This is a genomic window from Polyangium mundeleinium, from assembly GCF_028369105.1.
GTDB lineage: Bacteria > Myxococcota_A > Polyangia > Polyangiales > Polyangiaceae > Polyangium > Polyangium mundeleinium.
In genome coordinates this window covers 2,041,576-2,064,955 of record NZ_JAQNDO010000001.1, presented here as the reverse complement: position 1 = coordinate 2,064,955, position 23,380 = coordinate 2,041,576, and the positions used below count along the sequence as shown (strand labels likewise).

15 protein-coding genes are annotated in these 23,380 nt (G+C 69.5%); 8 read left to right on the top strand and 7 right to left on the bottom strand.

Annotation, left to right across the window (positions count from 1 at the left end; translation table 11 throughout):
- Positions 1–29 precede the first annotated feature (29 nt).
- Entirely contained in the window at positions 30–1,379 is a 1,350-nt protein-coding gene (locus POL67_RS08360; protein ID WP_271916576.1) for an NAD-dependent malic enzyme, read from the top strand.
- 1 nt (position 1,380) lies between these two features.
- Here POL67_RS08360 and POL67_RS08355 read toward each other — a convergent pair whose 3' ends face one another.
- On the bottom strand, positions 1,381–1,872 hold the full coding sequence (locus POL67_RS08355; protein WP_271916575.1) for a type II toxin-antitoxin system RelE family toxin: 492 nt from the start codon (positions 1,870–1,872) through the stop codon (positions 1,381–1,383).
- A 56-nt stretch (positions 1,873–1,928) separates the two neighbouring features.
- Here POL67_RS08355 and POL67_RS08350 point away from each other — a divergent pair, with 56 nt between their 5' ends.
- Positions 1,929–2,699, top strand: a complete 771-nt coding sequence (locus POL67_RS08350) for an alpha/beta hydrolase (RefSeq protein WP_271916573.1) — start codon at positions 1,929–1,931, stop codon at positions 2,697–2,699.
- Positions 2,700–2,798: 99 nt separating this feature from the next.
- Positions 2,799–4,112 (top strand): hypothetical protein, encoded by a 1,314-nt coding sequence (locus POL67_RS08345; RefSeq protein ID WP_271916572.1) that lies wholly within the window; start codon positions 2,799–2,801, stop codon positions 4,110–4,112.
- Between the two features lie 57 nt (positions 4,113–4,169).
- Here the strand turns inward: POL67_RS08345 and POL67_RS08340 are convergent, their stop codons facing one another.
- Genes POL67_RS08340 through POL67_RS08330 form a run of 3 tightly spaced genes read right to left on the bottom strand, consistent with a single transcriptional unit; the run spans position 4,170 to position 7,224 of the window.
- Positions 4,170–5,765, bottom strand: coding sequence for a hypothetical protein (locus POL67_RS08340; protein WP_271916571.1), 1,596 nt, complete (start codon positions 5,763–5,765; stop codon positions 4,170–4,172).
- Complete coding sequence (locus tag POL67_RS08335; RefSeq protein ID WP_271916570.1) at positions 5,765–6,412, bottom strand: hypothetical protein; 648 nt, start codon at positions 6,410–6,412, stop codon at positions 5,765–5,767. The genes POL67_RS08340 and POL67_RS08335 overlap by 1 nt, the downstream gene beginning before the upstream one ends.
- The gene (locus tag POL67_RS08330; protein ID WP_271916569.1) at positions 6,409–7,224 is read right to left on the bottom strand and encodes a metal-dependent hydrolase; all 816 of its coding nucleotides are present in this window, start codon (positions 7,222–7,224) and stop codon (positions 6,409–6,411) included. Before POL67_RS08330 ends, POL67_RS08335 begins: the two co-directional genes overlap by 4 nt.
- A 163-nt stretch (positions 7,225–7,387) precedes the next feature.
- On the opposite strand from POL67_RS08330, the gene POL67_RS08325 reads away from it, so the two are divergent.
- The 3 genes from POL67_RS08325 to POL67_RS08315 all read left to right on the top strand — a co-directional run bounded on the left by POL67_RS08325 (position 7,388) and on the right by POL67_RS08315 (position 10,831).
- Positions 7,388–8,911: a M20/M25/M40 family metallo-hydrolase gene (locus POL67_RS08325; RefSeq protein WP_271916568.1), complete on the top strand. Its 1,524-nt coding sequence runs from the start codon at positions 7,388–7,390 to the stop codon at positions 8,909–8,911.
- A 45-nt stretch (positions 8,912–8,956) separates the two neighbouring features.
- Positions 8,957–9,574, top strand: a complete 618-nt coding sequence (locus POL67_RS08320) for a hypothetical protein (protein WP_271916567.1) — start codon at positions 8,957–8,959, stop codon at positions 9,572–9,574.
- Positions 9,575–9,820: 246 nt separating this feature from the next.
- Positions 9,821–10,831, top strand: coding sequence for a hypothetical protein (locus POL67_RS08315; RefSeq protein ID WP_271916565.1), 1,011 nt, complete (start codon positions 9,821–9,823; stop codon positions 10,829–10,831).
- A 61-nt stretch (positions 10,832–10,892) separates the two neighbouring features.
- Here POL67_RS08315 and POL67_RS08310 read toward each other — a convergent pair whose 3' ends face one another.
- Both POL67_RS08310 and POL67_RS08305 read right to left on the bottom strand, forming a co-directional pair.
- Positions 10,893–12,821, bottom strand: coding sequence for a hypothetical protein (locus POL67_RS08310; protein WP_271916564.1), 1,929 nt, complete (start codon positions 12,819–12,821; stop codon positions 10,893–10,895).
- A 6-nt stretch (positions 12,822–12,827) separates the two neighbouring features.
- Complete coding sequence (locus POL67_RS08305; protein ID WP_271916563.1) at positions 12,828–13,580, bottom strand: hypothetical protein; 753 nt, start codon at positions 13,578–13,580, stop codon at positions 12,828–12,830.
- A 287-nt stretch (positions 13,581–13,867) separates the two neighbouring features.
- Here POL67_RS08305 and POL67_RS08300 point away from each other — a divergent pair, with 287 nt between their 5' ends.
- On the top strand, positions 13,868–14,905 hold the full coding sequence (locus POL67_RS08300) for a hypothetical protein (protein ID WP_271916561.1): 1,038 nt from the start codon (positions 13,868–13,870) through the stop codon (positions 14,903–14,905).
- Positions 14,906–14,963: 58 nt separating this feature from the next.
- Here POL67_RS08300 and POL67_RS08295 read toward each other — a convergent pair whose 3' ends face one another.
- The gene (locus POL67_RS08295; protein ID WP_271916560.1) at positions 14,964–16,883 is read right to left on the bottom strand and encodes an EGF domain-containing protein; all 1,920 of its coding nucleotides are present in this window, start codon (positions 16,881–16,883) and stop codon (positions 14,964–14,966) included.
- 413 nt (positions 16,884–17,296) lie between these two features.
- Between POL67_RS08295 and POL67_RS08290 the strand changes: the two genes are divergently transcribed.
- Positions 17,297–23,248, top strand: a complete 5,952-nt coding sequence (locus POL67_RS08290; RefSeq protein WP_271916559.1) for a MopE-related protein — start codon at positions 17,297–17,299, stop codon at positions 23,246–23,248.
- Positions 23,249–23,380 lie beyond the last annotated feature (132 nt).

The following is a 23,380-nucleotide window of genomic DNA, read 5'->3' as shown; positions in this document are numbered from 1 at the left end:
GGCTTCGTGGTATGGTCCGCGCCCCTGCCATGAGGAAGACCAGCCTCGACACCGTACTTCGCGTCAAATGCAAACACCGCGTGGGCCAGCTTGCACGCCTCGCGACGGCCATCGCCGAGCAAGGTGGTTTGCTGGGTGACCTCACGACCTTGCGCAGCATGGAGGGCGATACCCTGCGTGAGGTCACGGTCGAGACGCTGGACGAGGAGCAACGCGACCGCGTCATCGAGGCCGTGCGCGCCGTCGACGGCGTCGAGATTCTCGACACGATCGACCGCGTCTTCGACCTGCACAAGGGCGGCAAGCTCCACATGACGAGCCGGATCGAGCTCCGGCATCAGCGCGATTTGCGCTACATCTACACGCCCGGCGTGGCCCGCGTCGCGCGCGCGATCGAGCGGGAGCCCGAGCGCGCGCGGCACCTCACGGGGATCGGCAACTCGGTCGGTATCTTCACGAACGGCACGCGCGTGCTCGGCCTCGGCCACGTCGGGCCGCTTGCCTCGCTGCCGGTCATGGAAGGAAAGGCCGTCCTTTACGACAAGTTCGTCGGGATCAGCGCCACGCCGATCCTCGTCGACACCCTCGATCCGCGGGAGTTCGTGGACACGGTCATGCGCCTCTCGCTCACGTTCGGCGGCATTCACCTCGAGGACATCCGCATCCCGGATTGTTACAAGATCGAGGAGGAGCTCATCGCGCGCCTCGACAAACCCGTGATGCACGACGACCAGCACGGCACGGCCACGGTCGCGCTCGCCGCGGTGCTCAATGCTTGCAAGATGACGGGCGTGGCGCTGGAGAAGGCGCGCGTCGGGCAGATCGGGCTCGGCGCGGCGGGCAGCGCGATCGCGCGGCTCATGATGGCGCACGGGGCGCGCGACGTGCTCGTGACGGACCGGTCGGAGGAGGCCATGAACTGGCTGAAAGGCATGGGCGCGCGCCCGGTCGATCTGCCCACGCTCATGCGCGAGGCCGATATCGTGATCGCGGCGACGGGCAGGCCTGGCCTCATCGATCCGAAATGGATCCGGCCCGGGCAGGTGATCTTCCCGCTGTCGAACCCGGACCCGGAGATCGAGCCGACGGACGCCATCGCAGCGGGCGCGGCGTTCTGCAGCGACGGGCGCAGCATCAACAATGCGCTCGCGTTCCCGGGCCTGTTCCGCGGCGCGCTCGCCGTGGAGAGCCGCGCCATCACGCCGGAGATGCGTATCGCCGCGGCGCGCGCCATCGCGTCGTGCGCCGAAAAGGGCGAGGTCGTGCCCTCGCCGCTCTTGCCGCACGTGCACGAGGCCGTGTGTGAGGCCGTCGTCGAGGCCGCCCGCGCGCAGGGCCTCGAGGGCACCGCGCGCCTGACGCCTCGCAAGCCTTCCTGACTCAGCCCGCCTCGCTGGTGATCGCCACGACGGTCACCAGCATTCCCTGCACCTTGTAAAGCAATCGCCGGCCGCCCATGCGGTTTTGCAGGTGTCCGTCTTTCCGACCGTGAAGCGCCATCACCCCGCGCGGCACCGGATCAAAGGCGAGCGCATCGATCTCCAGCGAAATCTCCTCCCGTTCGGCCGGCCCGAGCGCTTCGAGGTCACGCACCGCGCGTGCGAACAGCTCGATGTCGCGCACGTCCCTCCCCCGCCCGCGCCGGCTCGACCGCGCCGCGCTGCCTCGCCACGTCACCGGCTCCTCTCTCCCTTGTTCGGCCCAGGCCGCGGAGATCGCCTCGTCGTCGATGCGCAGCGCAAGCTCCTCGGCGAGCTTGGCCACGAAATCCGCGGGGAGCAGCGCGTCCCCCTTCGAGAGCCGCCCCGCGAGCGCCGAAAGCACCTGCGCTTGTGCAGCCCGTACATCCTCGTCACCGCGCGTCTCGTCCATGGGGAGCACGATACACGAACGTGCCCGCGTCGAGCGCCCCGTGGTAGGGTCCGCCGATGCGCCCGGTGGCCCTCGCGTTCGTCTTCGCCCTCCTCGCGGCGGGTCCACGTCCGGCGTCGGCCGAGGCCCCGGCGGCGGAGGTCGACACGCGCCGCTGGTGCGCGGCCGAGCTCAAGGCGCTCGCGAACGAGGTGTGCGTGTTCGTCCCCGAGAAGCCCGCGCCCGGGCCTCGGACGCTCATCATCCACCTCCACGGCGTCATTCAGCCCGATACGCACGATCAATGGAACTCGCAGCGCAACGCGGCGCGGGTGGGCGCGACGTACGGGCATACCGTGATCATGCCGCGGGGCCGGCGCGGGATCGGGCCGAAGACGATGGAGAGCTGGTGGGCCTGGCCGACGAGCATGGACGCGCGCCGGGGCCACGAGGACGCGCTCATCGCCGAATGGACGGCCGCGCGCAATGCGCTGGAGCAAGCCGCGGGCAAACCGTTCGAGCGCGTCTACGTTTTTGGATTCTCGAACGGCGCGTATTATGCCACCTCGCTGGCGATGCGCGGACGGCTCGACGTCGCGGGGTATGCGCTCTTCGCGGGCGGCTCGGGCGCGCCGTATCACGAGACGGAGGCCAAGGGGACGAAGAAACGCGCGCCGATCGTGGTCGCGTGGGGCGCGGGGGATCCCACGCACGACAAACAGCAGGCGCTCGCGAAGATGCTGAAGCGGATGCGCTGGCCGCACCTGGAGATCGGGCGTCCCCGCGCCGGCCACGCGATGACGGACGAGCAGGTCGAAAAGGCGCTCGCGTTCCTCGGCAAGCCCTGATTTTCATTTCGGGCAGGATCCGCGAATCCCCTCGACCCCGCGGCCCCCTCACGCGCCGAGGTGTGATCGCGCCGCCGGATGTGCTAGCCTCCGCGCGTGGTGAAGGAACGGGGACGCGAGCTAGGGGCGGTCGCGATCGCGATCCTCGCGCACGCGCTTTTCCTTTCCGTCGCTCCGCGCGCCCCGGCGCCGGGTGCCGAGGTGTTGCTGCCCCGCGTCGAGCCTCCAGCGGATACGACGGTCGATATCGAGGAGGAAGGCCCGCCCGGCGTGGTGACACGCGCGCCGGCCCCCGCGCCCGAGCAAGCGCCCACGCCCGAATCGGCCCGCGCGGCCGTGCGTGCCCCGGCGCCCGTCCCGGCGCCCGTCCCGGCCCCCGCGCCCGAATCCGCTCCCGCTCCCGAATCCGCTCCCGCTCCCGAATCCGCTCCCGCTCCCGCTCCCGCTCCCGAATCCGCCTCCGCGCCCGAATCCGCTCCCGCTCCCGCGCCCGCCGCGCCGAGCCCTCCCGTCGACGAATACGGCGGCGCGCCCGCGCCGGCCCCCGTCGTCGGCGCGCTTCCCGGTCTCGGTTCGCCGGTATGGGCCGTCCCGGGCGTCGTGCCCGGCGCGCCGGCGGCGCGGCCCGCGCCCACGACCATCGAGGCGCCGCGTCCCGTCGATTCCGATATCGCGAGCCGCGTCATTGCCGGCACCCTTCACAACAAGGACAAGTCCACCGGCATCGACGTCCCCGCGGCCGGCGTCGTCGCCTCCACCATTGCCTCCGCCGTCCGCTCCTCGGCGGTCAAGGACGCCCGCGCCACGTTCGAGGTCAAGCTCGACGCGCAAGGCAAAGTCGAGGGCGTTCGCCTCGTCAGCACCACGGACGCGAATGCGAACCACTGGACCGGCGTCGTGGAGGCCGTGAAGAGCGGGCTCGCCGCGCGGTCCTTGCAAATGGGGCCGGACAAAAAGGGCGTCACGGTCGTCGTCAAGATCGAGTCGAAGGTCCAGTATCCCGCCGGCAGCACGGTGAAGGGCGAGATCAAGCCCCTCTGCGCGAACGAGGTCATCGAGCAGATCGCACAGGCGATCCAGGACGGGATGGCGCCGGGCGGCGGCGGTGGCTACACGCGCGGCATACGCGACGATACGGGCCGTTTCATTCCGTACGGCGACCTCGACGAGGAGCGCAAGCGCCGCTTCTGCATTCCGATCGGCATCGTCGGCGGGGGCGACCTCTCGAATATCGGCGCCCACATGTACAACGTCGTGAGCTCGTCGTTCACGGTCAAGCGCGCCGGCGAGCAAGCGTTGCCCGCGGATACGCCGCTGCCCGTGGATCGGAGCGCGCCGTGGATCCCCGCTGCGCCGGGCAAGACGCGGCCGCCGCCGCCGCCGAAGAAAAAGAAGAAAAAGAAGAGGATTTGAGGGCAGGCTGGGGGATGCAGGCGATACCGTCGTGGCAGCGCCGCATGGGACCCGTGCTCAGGGCGTAACGGGCGGCGCGACGCGTTTCTTCGATTCGGTTGCTTTTTGCGTTTCGAGCGCCTGGATCTGCACGTCGAGGGATTGTCTCTGCCTGCGCAGCCGCTCGATCTGCACGAGCGCGTCGACCGTGGAGAGCGTCTCCTCGGTCGCAGCGCTGTCGACCATGCTGGCGAACCCGAGCGCGTCGCTCGCGCTGGCGAGGCCCTCCGCGACCGCGCCGGTCGCGCTGGGGAAGGTCGAGGCGCTGCTCTGCTCCAGCCGGACGAGGCGGCCTTTCGTGTCGAATCCGAGCGCGAGCCTGCGCTTGGCGAATGCGGCCGGATCAAAGGAGACCGTCGCCGGCGGCTCACGGGGATCCATCACGTCGATGATCCTCGCGTCCACGATACGAATCCCCTCGTACGACTCCCCGATTCGCCCTTCGTCCGGATCCGCGATTTTCCCTTGCGAGAGCAGCCGCAGCGTGGCCGCGCGCGACGGACGATAAAACACGCGCCCTTCCGCCTCTTCCTCGGCCGGCGCCGCGCCCTTCGGTGGTTTCGGCGGCGCGCCGCGATCGGGGGTCAAGGCCATCGCGATGCGGGTCGCATTCCAGAGCTCCAGCATGGCCGGGTGACGCGCGAGCTTCGCCGGCACGTCGGCCGATTTCGTACCCTCGGGCAGCGTGGCTTCCTCGGGGATCTCCGCGACGTCGAAGACACGCACGACGTCTCGCGTGATCGACTCCGGCGCGAACCGTTGCTCTTCGGCGAATGCCTGGAGTCGGGCTTCGAACGCGGCGCTCACCTCTTTGCGTTCTTCGAGGGCCGCGCGAAGCGAGGCGTCGAGCATGGCGCGCTTCGATTCGAGCGCGGCGAGATCTTTCGCGTCCGCGGCGCCGATCCGATCCTCGATCTCCTTCTTCGTTTTCCTGCGCTCACTCGCGACCGCGTCGAGCTCGTGGCCGCGCAGGAAGAGCTTGCGACCCTCCGCGCTCGCCGCGAGGAAATACAAGGTCTGCATGGGCAACCCTTCGAGGTCCTCGCAGGGGAATTTCGCCGCGGAGGGATCGGTACGGAGTTTTCCGCAGGCGAACGTCCGCGCAGCCTCGGTCCCACGGTCCGCGAGCCCCACGAGAAATCCCGCGATCGTGGCCGCCGCTTCGAGCGTATCGGCGACGACCTGCCCTTCGCGCCCCGCGCTCTCCACGTTGATGGACTTGAGCAAACCATTGCCGTACGTCTCGACGGCCAGCGAATCGTCGGACGTGCGGCCCGGTTCGAGGTGGAGCGCATAAAACTCGCGCGTGTCCGGCACGTGCAGGACCGTGACCGTCGCCGCGCTCTGCTCGACGTCGAACGGCAGGCTCTTCACCTTGAACTCGTAGAGCCCCGCGTCGTTTTTCTCGTACGAGACGCTCCGCCGCGACGTGAGCGTGGTCCGGACGCTGACCTCGACCAGCGTCTTCGGCAGGTGATACCGGATGCCCTCGGGCGCGGCTTCCCCGTACGCATGCGGGCCGCTCCCGATCATACGCGTGCCCCCGCAGCCGGACAGCGGCAACACGAGCGCCGCCGCGAGGAGGAAAGACCGTGCCGCGTGTTTCCTTCGCATCAGAGAATCACCATCGTCCCGAGCGTCTGCCGCATGTCCCGGAGGTCCTGCGCATACCCCGGCGGCGCCGTCACGAGCCATTGCTCGACGAGGCCGAGCCAGCGTACACGAATCTCGTCCACCACCTTCGGATCGGGCGTATCAATGACCGCGCGCACGGTCTCGGCGTCGAACGCGCGCCACCGCTGCCGGCCCTCCGGCGAATGCCAGCGCGGTTTGCCCTCGAACCCGACGACGAGGCGCGCGCCGAGCCCCGCGAGCCGCGAGAGGAGCGGGCCCGCGCCCGTGTCGCAGCACATGAAATGCAAGGCGCGGTTCTCCGCCCAGAGCCGCAGCTCGTCCTCGGGGAAATCGTCGGCGAGGAGCAGGCCCTTGGGCGAATTCGTGTCGAGGACGCGGCTCGGCTCGCCGTGCGAGGTCACGAGGATCGCCGCATAAGGTCGCCCCTCTTCCGCGGCGACGCGGAGGGCCGCGAGGACGGTGCTGCGCTCGGTGAGCGTGCGCCCGAAGCGCACGACACGGCCGCCGAGGCCCGCATACAGCGCATCCCGCATCCGCTGGACCTCGACGGTGTCCTCGTCGTACGCGCTGTCGATCGAGAGCACGCGGCGCTCGATCCGCGGGCCGACCTCGACGGCCAACGTCATGCCATGCCCTTCGCTTCGAGCCATTGCCGCGCGAGGCTGTCGATCTCGGCCTCGAGCGGATGAAAATCGCGCCGGAGATAGGTCTTGATGCCCCGCAAAAAGACCCGCTGGCCAATCGGATGCTCGCGGAGCTTCCGGAGCTCGGCCCGGAGGTCGACATCACCGCGGCGGCGGTCCTGATCGAGGAGCACGAGCGTGCCGGCGATCCAGAACGCCGCGAGCGTGGAGGCGGCGAGGGCCATGCCGGCGACCCGCAAGGCATAACTCGGCGCGACCTTCCCGAGCACGTCGAAGGCGACGGCGCGGTGCTCGATCTCCTCGGCGGCGTGCCAGAACAAGAGGTCACGCAGCGCCGGGTGGGCCCGATCGAGGAACCGCTCGCGGAGCGCATTCTCGGCCATGATGGCGGTGAAATGCTCGGCCGCGGCGGTGACGGAGAGGCGGAAGGCCGGGGGGAACGCAGGTTCGAGGACGCCGTACGCGATCTTCTCGTAGACGCGGAGGAACGTCTGGATCTCGTAGCCTTGCTCCTCGAGGCGCTCGAAGAAACGCTCGTGCGTGCGGGCGTGGCGGCCCTCCTGAGCGAAAAAGCCCTTCACCTGGGCGCGGAGCTCGGGGTCGTCGAGTTTGTCGAGGTAATGATGGACGCTGCGCACGAAAAAGCGCTCGCCCGCCGGGAACAGCAGATTGACGCCGTTCGCGATGTGCGTGGCGAGCGCGTTGCCCCCGAACCAGTGGCGCGGGACGGTCTCGTCGAAGTCGAGGCCGGGATCACGAGGCTTGATGGCAGGGCGTTCGTGGGAGGTTTGCATGGCCGACTCCAGGGACGATTCGAGGGTACCCTCACGCCGCTACCCGGTCAACGCGATGCTCCGGACAATCACGGCAAGCCGGATGCTCCGAGGAACAGGCTTTCGCCGAGCGTGATCCAGCCATTTTCATCCCCCTCGACTTGCGCCAAACTCGCGCCCCGCGATGTCTGCCCGAAGCGCCCTCCTCCTCGCCACGCTCTCGCTCACGGCCTGCTCGGCCGCAGAAACCCCGACGCCCGAACGCGCCGCCACACCCGCCGCCGCGCCCGCTGCCGCTCCCGCGACCGCTTCCGCCGCCGCTCCCGCTCCCGCTTCCGCTTCCGCCGCCGCTTCCGCCGCCGCTCCCGCCCCCGTGCCCCGCGATCCGAACGTCGACAAACTCCAGAGCGCCGCGAAGGTCGACTCGCGCGCGTACGACATGGTTCGTTCGCTCGTCGACGAGGTCGGGCCGAGGCTCGCGGGGTCGCTCGGGGACAAGGCCGCCGTCGCCTGGGCCCTCCGCACCCTGAAGGACAAGGGGCTCGACAACGTGCGCGCCGAAAAGGTCATGGTCCCGCATTGGGAGCGTGGCCCGGAGAGCGGCCGGATCGTCGCGCCGTACGCGCACCCGCTCGCGCTCACCGCGCTCGGCGGGAGCGTCGGGACGCCCGCGAAGGGGCTCGAAGGCGAGATCGTCATGGTCGAGTCGCTCGACGCGATGGCGGCGATGGACGAGGCCAAGGTCAAAGGCAAGATCGTCTTCTTCTCGGCCCCCATGACCCGCACGAGCGACGGCTCGGGCTACGGCAAGGTCGCCGGCGTCCGGCACCGCGGCGCCGTCGCCGCCGCCAAAAAGGGCGCGATCGGCGTGCTCCTCCGCTCGATCGGCACCGATCACGACAGGCTCCCCCACACGGGCGCCATGGGCTACGAGAAAGACGTCCCCAAGATCCCGGCCGCCGCGCTCTCCGTGCCCGACGCGGAGCTCCTCGCGCGGCTGGTCGGTCAGGGCAAACCCGTGCGCGTGAGCTTCTCGCTCGGGGCGAAGCTCCTGCCCGACGCCGAGAGCGCGAACGTGATCGGCGAGGTGAAGGGGCGCGAGAAGCCCGACGAGATCGTCCTGATCGGCGCGCACCTCGACGCGTGGGACCTCGGGCAAGGCGCGATCGACGACGGCGCCGGGTGCGCGGCGGTCGTCGAGGCCGCGCGGCTCGTGCTCGGCCTCGGCACGCGGCCGCGACGCACGATCCGCGTGGTGCTCTTCGCCAACGAGGAGAACGGCCTGCGCGGCGCGGTCGCCTACGCCAAGGACCACGCGGCCGAGCTCGACAAGCACCAGCTCGCCCTGGAGATCGATCTCGGCTCCGGCCGCGTGCACACGACGCGCTTCCTCGTCGCCGACACCTCGCGGCCCGTGGCCGAGCGGATCGCGAGCCTCGTTTCGCCGCTCGGGATCCAGTACGACAAGGGCCCGGCGCGCGGCGGCGCCGACCTCATCCCGCTGCACGCCGCGGCCGTGCCGATCGTGGATCTGCACCAGGACGCGACGAAGTACTTCGACGTCCACCACACGGCGAACGACACGCTCGACAAGGTCACGAAGGAGGACCTCGATCAGGTCGTCGGGGCTGTGGCCACGGTCGCATGGGCGGCTGCCGAAGCCCCCGAGACGTTTGCCCGCGTGCCAGAGGAGCTCCGGAAACGCTGAGCAACACGCTTCTCCGGGATGGCCGCGCCGGCCTATAGTCGCTCGATGCGGATCGGAATTGTCTGGACAATCCTCGTCTTCGGGACGTTGCAGGGGCTTCTCGCATGCGGCGCGGAGGAGCCCCCTCCCTCTTCCACGACGACGAGCGGCTCGGGCGGCAGCGGCGGCGGCGAGCCGAAGCTGCCGCCGGCGAGGTGCGGCGAGCTCTGCGACCACGTCTCGCAGATCAAATGCTTCGTGTGGTCGAGCTGCGCGAAAGATTGCGCGGACTACCTCGACACGGACGAGGCGTGTGAAAGCGCGTTCGAAACGCTGCTCGGATGCTGGGCGGATCAGAAAGCGGATTTCACGTGTGTGCCGACGCAGGTCGTGCCGCCGGCCGGCTGCAAGGCCGAGGAAGACGCGTTCCGGGCCTGCGCGCAGGGAAAAACGCGGAGTGATACGGCCGCGTGCACGGGGCAAAGTGGCACGTCCGCGAGCGACGCGTGTACGAGCTCGACGTTCTGCGCAGGAGTCGGTGAGCTGCGCACGTCGTGCACGCGCCTCGGCGACGGGACGTGGCAGTGCACCTGCCGCTCGGATACGTCGCTGCTCGGGACGTGCACGGAGCCGTCGGGCAAATGCGACAATCAAGAGGGTTGTTGCGCTGCATTTTTCTTCTGACGTTCACGACCGCGCACGGGCAAACCTCCCCGGCGCTGCGCGGCGCGCGCTTCGGGTCCGTCGATGACGGGTACGTCATGGCCGCCCTATGGGGCTTCGCGTCCCCCGCGGCCCGCCGCGAGGTCTTGGGGTTTCCGTTGCGCGCGGGACGCGCGTGACTGCGCCCCCTGAACGGAGGGCACGGGGGACGAAAAACCCGTCGTCCACCCTCGACGCGGGCCCGCCTTCGCGTTAGAGGGGCGAGCCATGAAAACCACGGTATCGTTTGTCGGGATGCTCTCCCTCGTCGTGAGCGCTTTCGCGTGCGGCGGCGCGGAGACCGAGGTGAAGGAACCGTCGCAGGAAGAGGCGAAGCCGGCCGAGACGACGGCCGTGCCGACGCCCGAGCCCGCGGCCACGACGACGACGACGACGACGACGACCGAGGCGAAGAAGCCCGCGCCGCCGCCGCCCGTCGTCGAGGACATGAAGCCGAGCGAGGACCCGAAGCCGCTGCCGAGCGTGAAGATCACGGCGCCGAAGAACGACGCGTCGATCGGCGACCTGGCCAAGGCGAAGGACTTCGAGATCAAGCTCGACGTGAAGGACTGGGCCACGGTCGAGAAGGGGCCGCACGTCCACCTGATCCTCGACGACCTCCCGTACAAGGCGATCTACGACACGAAAAAGCCCGTGAAGGTCTCCGAGCTGCTGCCCGCGGGCACCGAGCTCACGGAGGGCGAGCACACGCTCGTCGCGTTCGCGAGCCGCGCGACGCACGAGTCGGTCAAGGGCAAGGGCGCGCAGCAGCTCGTGACGTTCTGGGTCGGCAAGAAGGGCAAGAGCGCGTTCGACCCGAAGAAGCCCCACGTCGTCTACAGCCGCCCCAAGGGCGAAAACAAGGGCGCGATGGGCAAGGAGCTGCTCCTCGATTTCTATCTCTTCGGCACGGCGCTCGACAAAGGCGAGAAGGTCAAATACACGATCGCCGGCGCGGGCCTCGCCACGCCGCTCACGGGCGAGTTCACCACGTGGGCCCCGAAGGTCGCGAAGAACCTGCCGAAGGGCGACTACGAGGTGACGGTCGAGCTCGTCGACAAGGACGGCAAGCCCCTCGAAGGCCCGCTGACGAAGACGACCCGCAAGGGCATCTCGGTCGATCCCGAGGCCGCCGCGAGCGATCCGCACGCCGGCCACGGCGCCGAGCCCGCCGCGCCCGCCGCTGCGCCTGCCGCCGCACCTGCTCCCGCGCCCGCGCCCGCTCCCGCCAAGAAGTAACGCGCCCCGCGCGATTCGTTGGACGACCAACCCTTCGTGAAGAAGCGCGGGGGGACGTCGCTCAAGGATCCAGCGCGAGCCGGCCCATCCACAAAGCGCCGTCGTTGCGAGGAAGGAGCCCGTCCTTCCCCTCGGAATACCCGAGGACCGCACTCACGAGCGACACCTCGCCCGCCCCCACGTCGAGGGCAGCGAACCGCCCCGCGTTGCACGAGAGGATCCGATGGCCGAGCGGCGCGCCCGCGGGGTCGAGGACCAACGCGAACAGCGCGCTCCCGAGGCCCCCGCCGAACGTCGAGGTGCCGCCCGGGAGCGGCTGCCCGCCGATGCGAAACCCCGACGTCGCGCGGCCCGCGAGCACGACGCGCCCGTCCTCGGCGACGGCCACGTCGGCGAGCGCGAACGCCTCCAGGACCGCGCTCGCCGGGTGATCGAAGTGCTGCCCCCATATCGGACTGCCGGTCGCGTCGAGCGCCACGACGAACCCATCGTCGCCCGGGCCCGTGCTCACGAGCGGCTCCATTCCGACGTCGATCACGCCGGTAAAAGCCCCCGCCACCACGACCCCGCCCCCGGGCCGCACTGCGAGCCGCACCTGGTGGCTCGGGCGAAGCAGGACGTGCCCGAGGTCCCGCGCGAGGATCGGCGTGCCTTGGGGATCAAACGCCGCGACGAAGAGCCTTGCCTCCGGCGGCGTGACGATCCCAGGCCCCACGATCGGCGGCAGGCCATGGCCGAAATCGAGCACGCCCTCGGAGACGCCCACGAGCCAGGTGGTGCCCTCGTCGTCGACCGCGACGTCGATCGCTTGCTGCTCGTACGCATCGCCGAAGCGGTTCGCGTAAAGCAGCGCGCCCGCGGCGTCGTACGCGGCGACGAGCAGGTCCGGGCCGCAGTCGTCCACGGGCGGCGTCGCCTCGATCGGGCCGCCGGCGAACGAGATCCATCCGTGGAGGCTCTTCACGAAGCTCACGCCGCCGTCCGGGCGGGCTGCGATACGCGGGTAGGGCAAGGTGCAAAGGGTGCGCGGAGGAGCCACGTCCTCGATGAATCCGGTGCTCCACACGGTCGAGCCTGTGTCCGACATGCGCGCGACGAAATAGCCGTATCCGCTGGTCGGGTTCTGGAGCACGCCGGCCCCGAGATCGATCGTGTAGTCGTAATGCCCTCCCACGAAGAGATCCGCCCCGTCGCGCTGCGAAAGGGAGGAGATCCCTTCCATGCCAACGTTGCCGAACTTGTGATCCCACAGGACGTTTCCCTGCGCGTCGAAACGGACGAGCACGACGTCGCCCGCGCCGTCTGCGGAGATCTGCCGATCCCCGAGGTTCAGGTTCGCGAGGAGCGAGCCGCCGAGGACGAACCCGCCCCACGCGTGCTCGACGTCGAGCTCGGTGAGGCCGCCCAAGCCCTGCGGGAGGCTCGACGCGAAGCGCGGCGGGAGCGGCCGGGAGGCGGCGTCCTTGCGGGAAAACGTGATCTCGTGCCTCGGTCCCTGGAGCTGCGACGCCGCGTCATAAAACGACTGGAAGGAGCCGGTCTCGGCGTCGTACACGGCGCCCTGGAGCTCCATGGGCCGGCCGATCGAGCAGAGCCATGCGAGCTCGTCGCCCGGCGTCTCCAGGCTCGTGCCCGTGAAAGGGACGCGGACCGTGCTGTCGTTGTAGGCCTCGACCGCGAGCGGGAACAAAGACGCGCCCTCGGGCACGCGGATCTCGCCGACGACCGGAAAGACTGGGGCGTCCGGCGTGGTCACGTCGAGTTTGTCGAGCCAGATCTCGGCCTCGGTCTCGTCGCTCCACGTGGAGAGGGTGGCCGTGAGGTCGAACGCGCCGTCGAGGTGAACGCGGCCGTCCACGCCCGTGGAGAGCTCGACTTCGGGGTTCAGGAAGTCGACGCGCACGCTGCCTCCTTCGCCGCGGCAAGCGACGAGCACGAGCGCGGACAGGGACGCAGCGAGGAGGGGCGCGGCGGAGGAGCGGGGGGCCATGGCGGGTCAGTAATGTACCGTGAAATGCGCCGAGGTCGGCCCCACGCGCAAGGATGCGGCGGTGGAGCTCGGCGCGTCACGCCCGCCGTAAATCCAGAAGCCGAGCCCCGCGGCGGTGCTCGCGAGCGCGAAGGCGAGGGCCCGGGGGACGAACGGGGCCGGTAAGCCGTCGAGATGCTCGTCATGGGCCATGGCGGATGCGAGGCTCACGCCGGCGAGGCCCGCGCCGAGGGCCACCGCGAAGATGCCCATCTCCGTGAAATGGTCGCTCCGGCGGGGGCCGGGTCTTCGGTCGGCCACGAGCCCCACGGCCGCCGCCGTGCCGGCGGTGAGGCTCATGCCGATGCCGCCGGCGAGCACGAGCTGGCCGATGAACGCGAGCTTCGGATCGAGCACGTCATAACAACCGGCGACCCCGCAGCGCTCGACGTGCGTGGCCGCGACCCCCATGAGGACGCCGCCCGTCACGACGAACGCCGCGCCGAGGCCGAGGAGGCCGAGGCTATACGGCACGGTGGGCGCGCGCGCCGGCGGCGGCTCTTTCGGCGCGGGCGCAGGCGCGGTCGGCGTCGGCCGCAGGGCCGCGCGCGGCGGCGCGGAGGGTTTGTCTTCAATGATGATTGTCGTGTCCTCGCGCGCGGGCACGGGCAGCGGCGCGGACGGCGCAGGGTCCTCCGGGCGCGCCGCGGCCGGCGTGGTCAGGGCAACGAGCGCGCCCGCGAGCGCCGTGGAGAGGAGACGGTTCCAGGGCCGCCGCATGGGACCCCTCAACGAGACGCCGCGGCAACGCTGCCCGCAAGCGCGTGGTCCGCGCAGCGGAAGCCGATCATGTGACGGACGGTCGCCATACCTTCGTGCTCCCCTTCCCGCCCGACGCGCGGACGGCGTGATCGCTCGCGCCCCTGACGCGTGTCCACGTTCTCAAAGTTTCACGCCGCGTACAAGCCGGCGGCCGCGATGGCCTCCGGCGGCCAAGGCGAGGGCGGTCGCCGCGCGCTTGTATTGTTCTTGATCCGCCATCGGATCCGCCTGTAACATCGCAAACGATGCGTCTCGTATCGCTGATTCTCGCAGGCGTCGCTCTCTGCACGATGACCGGGCGTGCCCTGGCGGACGAGCCCGCGGCAGGCGCGCCGCAAGCGGGAGCGTCGCAGGTCGCGGTGCAGACGGCGCGTGCGGAGATGGACGCCGGGAACTTCGTGACGGCCTGCCCCGCGTTCAAGGCGGCCTACCGCGACGATCCGCGCGCATCCACGCTCTTCTGGCTCGCCACGTGTTACGACAAGTGGGGCCGCATCGCGACGGCGGCCGTGCACTACGACGATTACCTCAACGCGTTCGGGCAGCTCTCGGACCTCGAGCAAAAGGCGGAGCGCGACAACGAGGAGACCGCATCGGCGCGCCGGCAGGAGCTCGAAAAGCGGCTCCCCAAGGTCATTTTGCGCGTCCCGCGTGACGCCCCGGGGACGACGCGTGTGCTCCGCAAGCCGCTCGACGGAGGCCCGCTCATCCCGCTGGCCATTGGCATCCCCCTCCCGATCGACCCCGGCGAGCACGTGCTCACGACCGAGATCCCGGGCCGTCCCTCCTCGTTCACGAAGTTCAGCGTGAAGGAAGGGGAGAACCAGGTGGTCAACGTGACCATGCCGCCGGCGACCGAGTCCGGGGATCCCACCAAAAAGGCGAAACCCCTGCAACCCGTGCCTTCGATGATGCCGGCGCTCGACCCGGGGATCTCGGGGCGCCGCGTCATGGCCTACACGCTCGGCGGCGTGGGCGCCGTCGGCATCCTCGGCGGTATCGTGACGGGGGTCGTCACCTGGGCGCAGAAGGAGCCCATCGAAAAGAATTGCAGCGGCAGGATCTGCAATCCGACCGGAGAGGGCGCCAAGGACACCGCGGCAATCACCGGGATCGTCAGCAGTGTCACTCTGCCTGTCGGCCTCGGCGCCCTGGCGGCCGGCGTCATTCTGTATCTCACGGAGCCCCCGCCCTCGAAATTCGGTTCGACGGAGCCTCGGTTGCGCGTGAACGCCGCGGCGAGCCCGGGCAGGGGCGGCGTCGAAATCGATTGGAGCTTCTAGCACCGCGTGAAACGCCCCCCTCCCCCGCGCGGCGAGCGTGGAGGGGGGCGGGCGTCGCTCAGCGCACCCAGACGCGGACGTTGTCCGGGAAGTAGTTCGTCCCGCTCTCGTTCGGCGCTTGCGGCCAGCCGGCGCAGTTGTCGAGCGCGGTGCTGTAACTCGTATCGATGCCAAACGCGAACGTCGTTCCGGGGCAGGACGGGCCCGACGGATCACGCGCCACGAGCACCGACGTGCCGCAGAGAATGCTCCGGTAGTCGTCCCACTTCGCGAGCGTCCCGCAGGTGACGCCGCCGGCGAACGTGTTCGTCACGTTGGCGTTGTCCTCCGCGTCGAAATAAAACGGCCCGCCCGCGGCGAAGAGCTCACGCATCGTTTGACCGAGCGTCGCCGCCGGGAGCCCCGCGATGAGGGTCCGCACTTCCTGATCGTTCGCGCTGATCGCCGTGTCGGAGGCGTCGAGCAGCACGTCGGCCGTGATCGGCACCGTCGCGTACGCGCTGTTCACGTAGTTCGTCGTGTACCCGGTCTCCGCGCCCGCGCCGACGAGGCTCGGGTCGAACGAGGGGCCGTCGTTGAAGACGAGCGTGAAGCCGCCGCCCGCCGTGGTCATGTCGCAACGCACGGTAAACGAAGGCGTGGGGCCGGTGCCGTCCGGATCGATGACATAGTCGCCGTCGGTCGCGGCGGGCGTCGCGGCTTTGATCGCCTTGCAGCTCGCCGGCAGCAGCGTGCAGGTCACGCCGTCGCCTTCATACCCCGCGTTGCAGGCGCAGGTAAACGAGCCGGGCGTATCCGTGCACGTCGCGTTCGCGCTGCAGTCGTCGATGCCGAGCGCGCACTCGTCGTCGTTCGTGCACGTCACGCCGTCGCCCGAGAACCCCGCGTTGCACGCGCAGACGAACGAGCCGACCGTGTCCGTGCACGTCGCGTCCGCGCTGCAGTTGTCCGTCCCGAGCATGCACTCGTCGACGTTCGTGCACGTCACGCCGTCGCCCGCATATCCCGTGTTGCAGGCGCAGGCGAACGAGCCGGGCGTGTCCATGCACGTCGCGTTCGCGCCGCAGTTGTCGATGCCGAGCATGCACTCGTCATCGTTCGTGCACGTCACGCCGTCGCCCGAGAACCCCGCGTTGCACGCGCAGACGAACGAGCCGACCGTGTCCGTGCACGTCGCGTTCGCGTCGCAGTTATCCATCCCGAGCATGCACTCGTCGGCGTTCGTGCACGAAAGCCCGTCGCCCATGTAGCCCACGTTGCAGACGCAGGCGAACGAGCCGGGCGTATCCATGCACGTCGCGTTTGCGTCGCAGTTGTCGATGCCGAGCATGCACTCGTCATCGTTCGTGCACGTCACGCCGTCGCCCGAGAATCCCGCGTTGCACGCGCAGACGAACGAGCCGACCGTATCCGTGCACGTCGCGTTCGCGTCACAGTTGTTCGTGCCATCGGCACACTCGTCGGCGTTCGTACACGTCACGCCGTCGCCGGTGTACCCGGTGTCGCAGGTGCACGTGAACGAGCCGGGCGTATCCGCGCACGTCGCGTTTGCGCCGCAGTTGGCCGTGCCATCCGTGCACTCGTCCACGTTCGTGCACGTCGCGCCGTCGCCCGTGAACCCCGCCTTGCACGCGCAGGTGAACGAGCCCTCCGCGTTCGTGCAGGTCGCGTTTTCATCGCAGTCGTCCGTACCCGCCGCGCACTCGTCCACGTCGGCGCACGCGCTCGGCGTCCCGGTGCACGCGAACCCGTCCTCGACCACGCACGTGCCCGAACAGCCGTCACCGGCCGCCGTGTTGCCATCGTCGCAGGCTTCGCTCGTGGCGAGGGTCCCGTCCCCGCAGACGACCTCCGAGCCGGGTGGATTCTGGTCGATCTGGCTTCGATCCACGTTTGCCACGAGCTCGCAGCCCATCGAGCCGGCGCCGAGCACACCCGTGAGGATCGACGTGAAGAGCCCTGTCCATCTCGTGTTCATGATGTTTCTCATCCACATATCGTGGACCGACCGCGCGCCGCAACGTTATCCGCCGCGAGCCCGCGAGGTTGTCTCGGAACACGGCCTCTCGGGCCCCCGCGCGGATACACGCAAAGCCTGGGCCCGCGCCCTCCTGCCCCGGCGCGCACCGGGGCCCATTCCAGGATCGTAACAAATTGCACAGCGTATCCCCCGCGCCGCGATCGTGTGGATCTGCTTGTACCTGTGCGCAAGTGTGCCGTAGCATGCGTCACAGTGGCTCCCTTTCCTTGCTTCCTGGTCCCATCGGTGAGCTCCCCGGCGCGTGCACGGTGCAGCTTTCACGCTGGCGTCTTGGATCCTTCGGAGCGTGGCGAGCACCGCGTCGGGCGTGGCGCGGACGATGGGGCTCGGGCAGTGGAGGTCGAGGTTCGATGATGAGCAAGAAACGCTTCAATCACTGGGCGATCGTGCTCTTGGGTGGGGGGCTCGTCGCGAGCTGTACGAACATCCTCGGGATCGACACGAGTTACGATCCCAACCCCTGCACCGACCTCTCGATCGATCCACAAGAGTGTGGCCAGGGCGCCTGCCACGTCTTCCTCGACAAGGACGAGCGCTGCCTCAACGGGCTGCCGACGGAGTGCGTCGAGGGAACCGCGAACGAGCAGGAGGTCTGCAAAGACGGCATCGACAACAACTGCGACGGCAACGTCGACGAGGGTTGTCCCTGCGAGGCGGGAGAGACGCAGGAGTGTTACAACGGCTCGACGGACGAGTCGAAGTTCGGCCTCTGCATGAAGCGCGGTACGCAGATCTGCACCGCCGGCGCGTGGTCCCAGTGCGACAGCAAGGTGCTCCCGTCGACCGAGGAATGCGGCGACGGCCGAGACAACGACTGCGACGGCAAGGTCGACGAGAACTGCCCGTGTACGCCGGGTGAGCCCTCGACGGCGTGTTACGGAGGCCCCGAAGGCACGGAAGGCGTCGGCGTTTGTCGAAGCGGTACACAGAAATGCCAGGCCAACGGCATGTGGGGGGACTGCGACGGCGACGTCGTGCCCGGCACCGAGTCGTGGAACGGGGCGGACGACGACTGCGACGGCAAGACCGACGACGGCTACCTCTGCGCGAAGGGGACGAAGCAGTCCTGTTACGACGGCCCGGGCGGGGTGGACAGCGAAGAGATCAGCCCCATGGGCGGCGTGACGCCGGAGTGCAAGGCCGGCGAGCAGGAGTGCATCGAGGGCAACTGGGGTCCCTGCATCGGTCAGGTGAAGCCCAAGGACGAGTTCTGCGACGGCAAGGACAACGATTGCAACCACGTCGTCGACGACGGGAGCTTCCAGGTCGCCGAGCTCTGCAACAACAAGGACGACAACTGCAACGGGCTCGTGGACGAGGGGAGCCCGGGCGGCGGTGAGGTCTGCAATACGGGCAAACCCGGCCCCTGCAAGGACGGCGTCACGGCGTGCGTGAACGGCGGCGTCGAATGCCAGCAGAACGTGCAGGCCACGACGGAGCTCTGCAACGGCGTCGACGACGATTGCAACGGCGCGATCGACGACGGAGATCCCGAGGGACAGGCCCCCTGCAACGCGTCCGACGCCGTGGGCGCGTGCGCGAATGGCAAGACGAAGTGCCAGACGGGCAAACTCACCTGCGTCCCCGCGGCGCCGGCGACGGAGCTCTGCAACGGCATCGACGATAACTGCGACAGCATCATCGACAACGGCAACCCGGGCAGCGGGCAACCCTGCACGGTCCCGGGGCAGCTCGGGGTGTGCGCGAACGGCGTGACCAACTGCCAGGGCGGCGGGATCGTCTGCGCGCAGGTGGTGACCCCGACGGCCGAGATCTGCGACAGCAAGGACAACAATTGCAACGGGGCCACGGACGACAACGTGCCGGGGACGGGGGCGCCCTGCACGGTGGCCGGCCTGCAAGGTGAATGCGCCAAGGGCGCGACCGCCTGCCAGAACGGCGTCGTCATCTGCGCGCAGAACAAGCAGCCCATCGCGGAGCTCTGCGACGGGCTCGACAACGACTGCAACGGGTCCGTCGACGAGGGAGATCCGGGCGGCGGCGCGACCTGCAACGTCCAGGGCCAGACGGGCGTCTGCGGCGTCGGCGTCATCAAGTGCACGAGCGGCGCGCTGAGCTGCGCGCAGACGAAGTTCCCCTCGCCCGAGCTCTGCGACGGCCAGGACAACGATTGCGACACGCAGGTCGACGAAGGCAACCCGGGCGGCAACGTCCCGTGCGACACGGGCAAGCCGGGCATCTGCTCCGCGGGCGTGTTCGAATGCGTCAGCGGGTCGGCGATCTGCAAGCAGACGGTGAACCCGCAGCCCGAGGCCTGCGACGGCATCGACAACGACTGCGACGCGCAGGTCGACGAAGGCAACCCGGGCGGCGGCGGCGCATGCACGGTCGGCGGGCTCAATGGCGAGTGCGCGAAGGGCATCTTCGCCTGCCAGAACGGCGTGCTCTCGTGCACGCAGACGGTCCAGTCGATCCCGGAGATCTGCGACGGCAAGGACAACAACTGCAACGGGTCGGTCGACGACGGCAACCCGGGCGGCGGCGTGGCGTGCAACACGGGGAACGTGGGCGTCTGCGCGGCGGGCACGACCGCGTGCACGGGCGGCTCGACCGTCTGCAACCAGAACAACCAGCCCACGACCGAGCTCTGCGACGGCCTCGACAATGACTGCGACGGACAAACGGACGAGAGCAACCCCGGCGGCAACCAGTTCTGCACGGTGGCCGGGCAGCAGGGCGTCTGCGCGGCGGGCACGACGGCCTGCCAGGCGGGGCAGATCCTCTGCAACCAGAACGTCCAGCCGAGCGCGGAGATCTGCGACGGCAAGGACAACAACTGCAATGGCAGCGTCGATGAAGGGAGCCCTGGCGCCGGGATGGCCTGCACGGTCTCCGGGCAGCTCGGCGAATGCGCCAAGGGCTCGACGATCTGCTCGGGCGGCGGCGTCGTCTGCCAGCAGACGGTGACGTCGACGGCCGAGACGTGCGACGGCAAGGACAACGACTGCGACGGCCAGCTCGACGAGGGCAACCCCGGCGGCGGCGCGGCCTGCAGCACGGGCCAGCAGGGCATTTGCTCGGCGGGCACGACGTCGTGCTCGAATGGCTCGATCGCCTGCGTCCAGAACCTGCAGCCGTCGAGCGAGACGTGCGACGGCCTCGACAACAACTGCAACGGCACCGCGGACGAGGGCAACCCGGGCGGCGGCGCCGCCTGCACCACGGGCAAACAAGGCGTCTGCGCGGCGGGTACGACCGCGTGCTCGAATGGCGCGCCCGTCTGCAACCAGAACGTGCAGCCCTCGACCGAGGTCTGCGACGGCAAGGACAACGACTGCAACGGCGTCGTGGACGACGGCAACCCGGGCGGCGGCGTCGCCTGCACCACGGGCAAGTCGGGCGTCTGCGCGCCGGGCACGACCGCGTGCACGAACGGCTCCATCGCCTGCAACCAGAACGTGCAGCCGACGGCGGAGACCTGCGACGGCAAGGACAACGATTGCGACAACCAGATCGATGAGGACAACCCGGGCGGCGGCGTCGCCTGCACCACGGGCCAGCAAGGCGTCTGCGCGGCGGGTACGACCACGTGCTCGAATGGCGCGACCGTCTGCACCCAGACCACGGCGTCCTCGGCCGAGATCTGCGACGGGCTCGACAACGACTGCGACGGCCAGGTCGACGAGGACAACCCGGGCGGCGGCGTCGCCTGCACCACGGGCCAGCAAGGCGTCTGCGCGGCGGGTACGAGAGCGTGCTCGAATGGCGCGCTCATCTGCAACCAGACCACGGCGTCCTCGCCCGAGGTCTGCGACAACCTCGACAACGACTGCGACGGCCAGAAGGACGAGGACAACCCCGGCGGCGGCATGCCGTGCCCCACGGGTCAGCAGGGCGTCTGCGCGGCAGGCACCACCGCCTGCACGGGCGGCTCGATCACCTGCAACCAGAACGTGCAGTCCTCGGCCGAGCTCTGCGACGGGCTCGATAACGACTGCGACGGCCAGATCGACGAAGGCAACCCGGGCAGCGGTCAGGCCTGCAGCACGGGGCAGCAGGGCGTCTGCGCGGCAGGCACGACGAGCTGCTCGAGCGGGTCGATCGTCTGCAACCAGACCACGCCGTCCTCGGCCGAGATCTGCGACAACCTCGACAACGATTGCGACGGCCCGAAGGACGAGGGCAACCCGGGCGGCGGCATGCCGTGCACCACGGGTCTGCCGGGCGTCTGCACGGCAGGCACGACCGCCTGCACGAGCGGAGCGATCGCATGCAACGCGAACACGCCGGCGTCGGCCGAGCTCTGCGACAACCTCGACAACGACTGCGACGGCACCATCGACGAGGGCAACCCGGGCGGCGGCGCTGCCTGCACCACGGGCCTGCTCGGCGTCTGCGCGGCGGGTACGGAAGCGTGCTCGGGTGGCACGATCGTCTGCAACCAGAACGCGACGGCGTCGACCGAGCTCTGCGACGGGCTCGACAACAACTGTGACGGCACCGCGGACGACGGCAATCCGGGCGGCGGTATGCCGTGCAGCACGGGTCTGCTGGGCGTCTGCGCGGCAGGCACCACCGCCTGCACGGGCGGCACGTCTGTCTGCAACCAGAACGTGGCATCCTCGGCCGAGACCCCCTGCGACGGGCTCGACAACAATTGCGATGGGATCGTCGACAACGGGCCGTTCTGCTGCCCCAGCGACACCATCAAGAACGGCGACGAGAGCGACATCAACTGCGGCGGCACCTGCACTGTGAAGTGCGCCGACGCGGGCATCGACTGCACGACCAGCGCGCAATGCGGATCGAGCACCTGCGGCGCGAGCAACAAGTGCGCGGCCCAGACCTGCGGCGACGGCGACGACTGCATGTCGGGCGTCTGCACGACCGGCACCTGCCAGGCGGCCACCTGCGGCGACGGCGTGAAGAACGGCATCGAGAGCGACATCGATTGCGGCGGCATCTGCCCGAAGAAGTGCGCGCTCACGAAGACCTGCAGCGAGCACGCCGACTGCGAATCGGGCGCGTGCGTGGGCAGCGTCTGCATGGCGGCCGCCTGCGACGACGGCTCCCTGAACGGCAGCGAGACCGACGTCGACTGCGGCGGCTCCTGCACCACGGATTGCAGCAATGGGAAGGCTTGCGGGGTCGCCGGCGATTGCTTGAGCGGCACCTGCGACCGTGGCCTCTGCGTGCCGGCGGCGTGCAAGGACGGAACGCTGAACAACAGCGAGACGGCCACCGATTGCGGCGGCCCTGATTGCCAGGTCTGCCCGGCCGTCCTGGCGCTCGTCACGTCGGGGACGAGTTCGCCGTACGCCATCCAGCGCACCTTCTACAACGGGTCGACATGGTCGAGCGGGACGTTCGCCACCACCACCGTGGTGGGGACACCTTCCCTTGCCATCACGACCACACGCCACGCCATCGGCGTCGTCCGCAACGGCACCGACGACCTGCTGTTCACCCGGTGGAACGGGCTGAGCCCTGCCGCGGCCTGGGCGCCGTTCACGGGTCTTCCGAATAGCGCCAAGGCAAACGGGACCCCCGTGATCAGCGCGTTCGGTCCCCTGGCGGAGCTCGCATTCCGCTTCCCGGGCCCCGGCCTGGGCAAGTACCACACGGTCCGGCACCTCGGTTCGCCGGCGTCGTCGACGTGGCTCACGCCCTACCAGTTGACCGGGACGCCGACGAACGCGACGGTCCACGACCTCGACTGGCTCCTCCGCAGCGCCACGGGGGATGCGACGCTGGTGTTCCCCGAGCAGGGCACCTCCGACATCTTCGCCCACGTCCGGACGAACGGCTCCTGGGCGACGGCCGCGACCACCGGCGACGTCACGGCGACCAACACCATCCAGCCGAACATCATCCGCCTCAGCGGCGGTGATCTCCTGATGACGTTCGTGAACAGCGCCAACCAGATCTCCTTCTCCCGGTACTCGGGCGGGGCCTGGTCGGCGCCTGTTGTCGCCCGCAATGTAGGCTCGGGCAACGACAAGTCGAACTCGAACCTCCGGCCGGGTCTGGCGCCGCTCGCGAACAACGGCGCGGTCCTCGTCTACCGGAACACCACCGACAGCAACAGGCTCTACTCGCTGATTTACGATGGGACGAACGGCTGGAACACGGCGGCCACGAAGGTCGCAAACACCAACTACACGGTCACCGCGCCTCCCGTCGTGGTTCCAGGCATCGGCGGGCAAGACGCGGAGCTGCTCTTCATCGAAAGCGGAACGCTGAAGCACTCGCGCATGAGCGGCTCGACCTGGATTACGGCGGCCACCGTCGCCGGCATCAGCGCGAACGTCCAGGCCATGGGCGCAGCAAGCTTCCGCTGACCCGCCTCCGGGCCCGCAGGTTCGTCCTGCGGGCCCGCCCTCTCCCGCCCTCGCGCCCCTCTCGCTTCCCGTCACCGCCGCCCCCATCGCCCGCTCGGCCTCCTCCACGAGGCCCTGTCGCCAGTTTCTTGG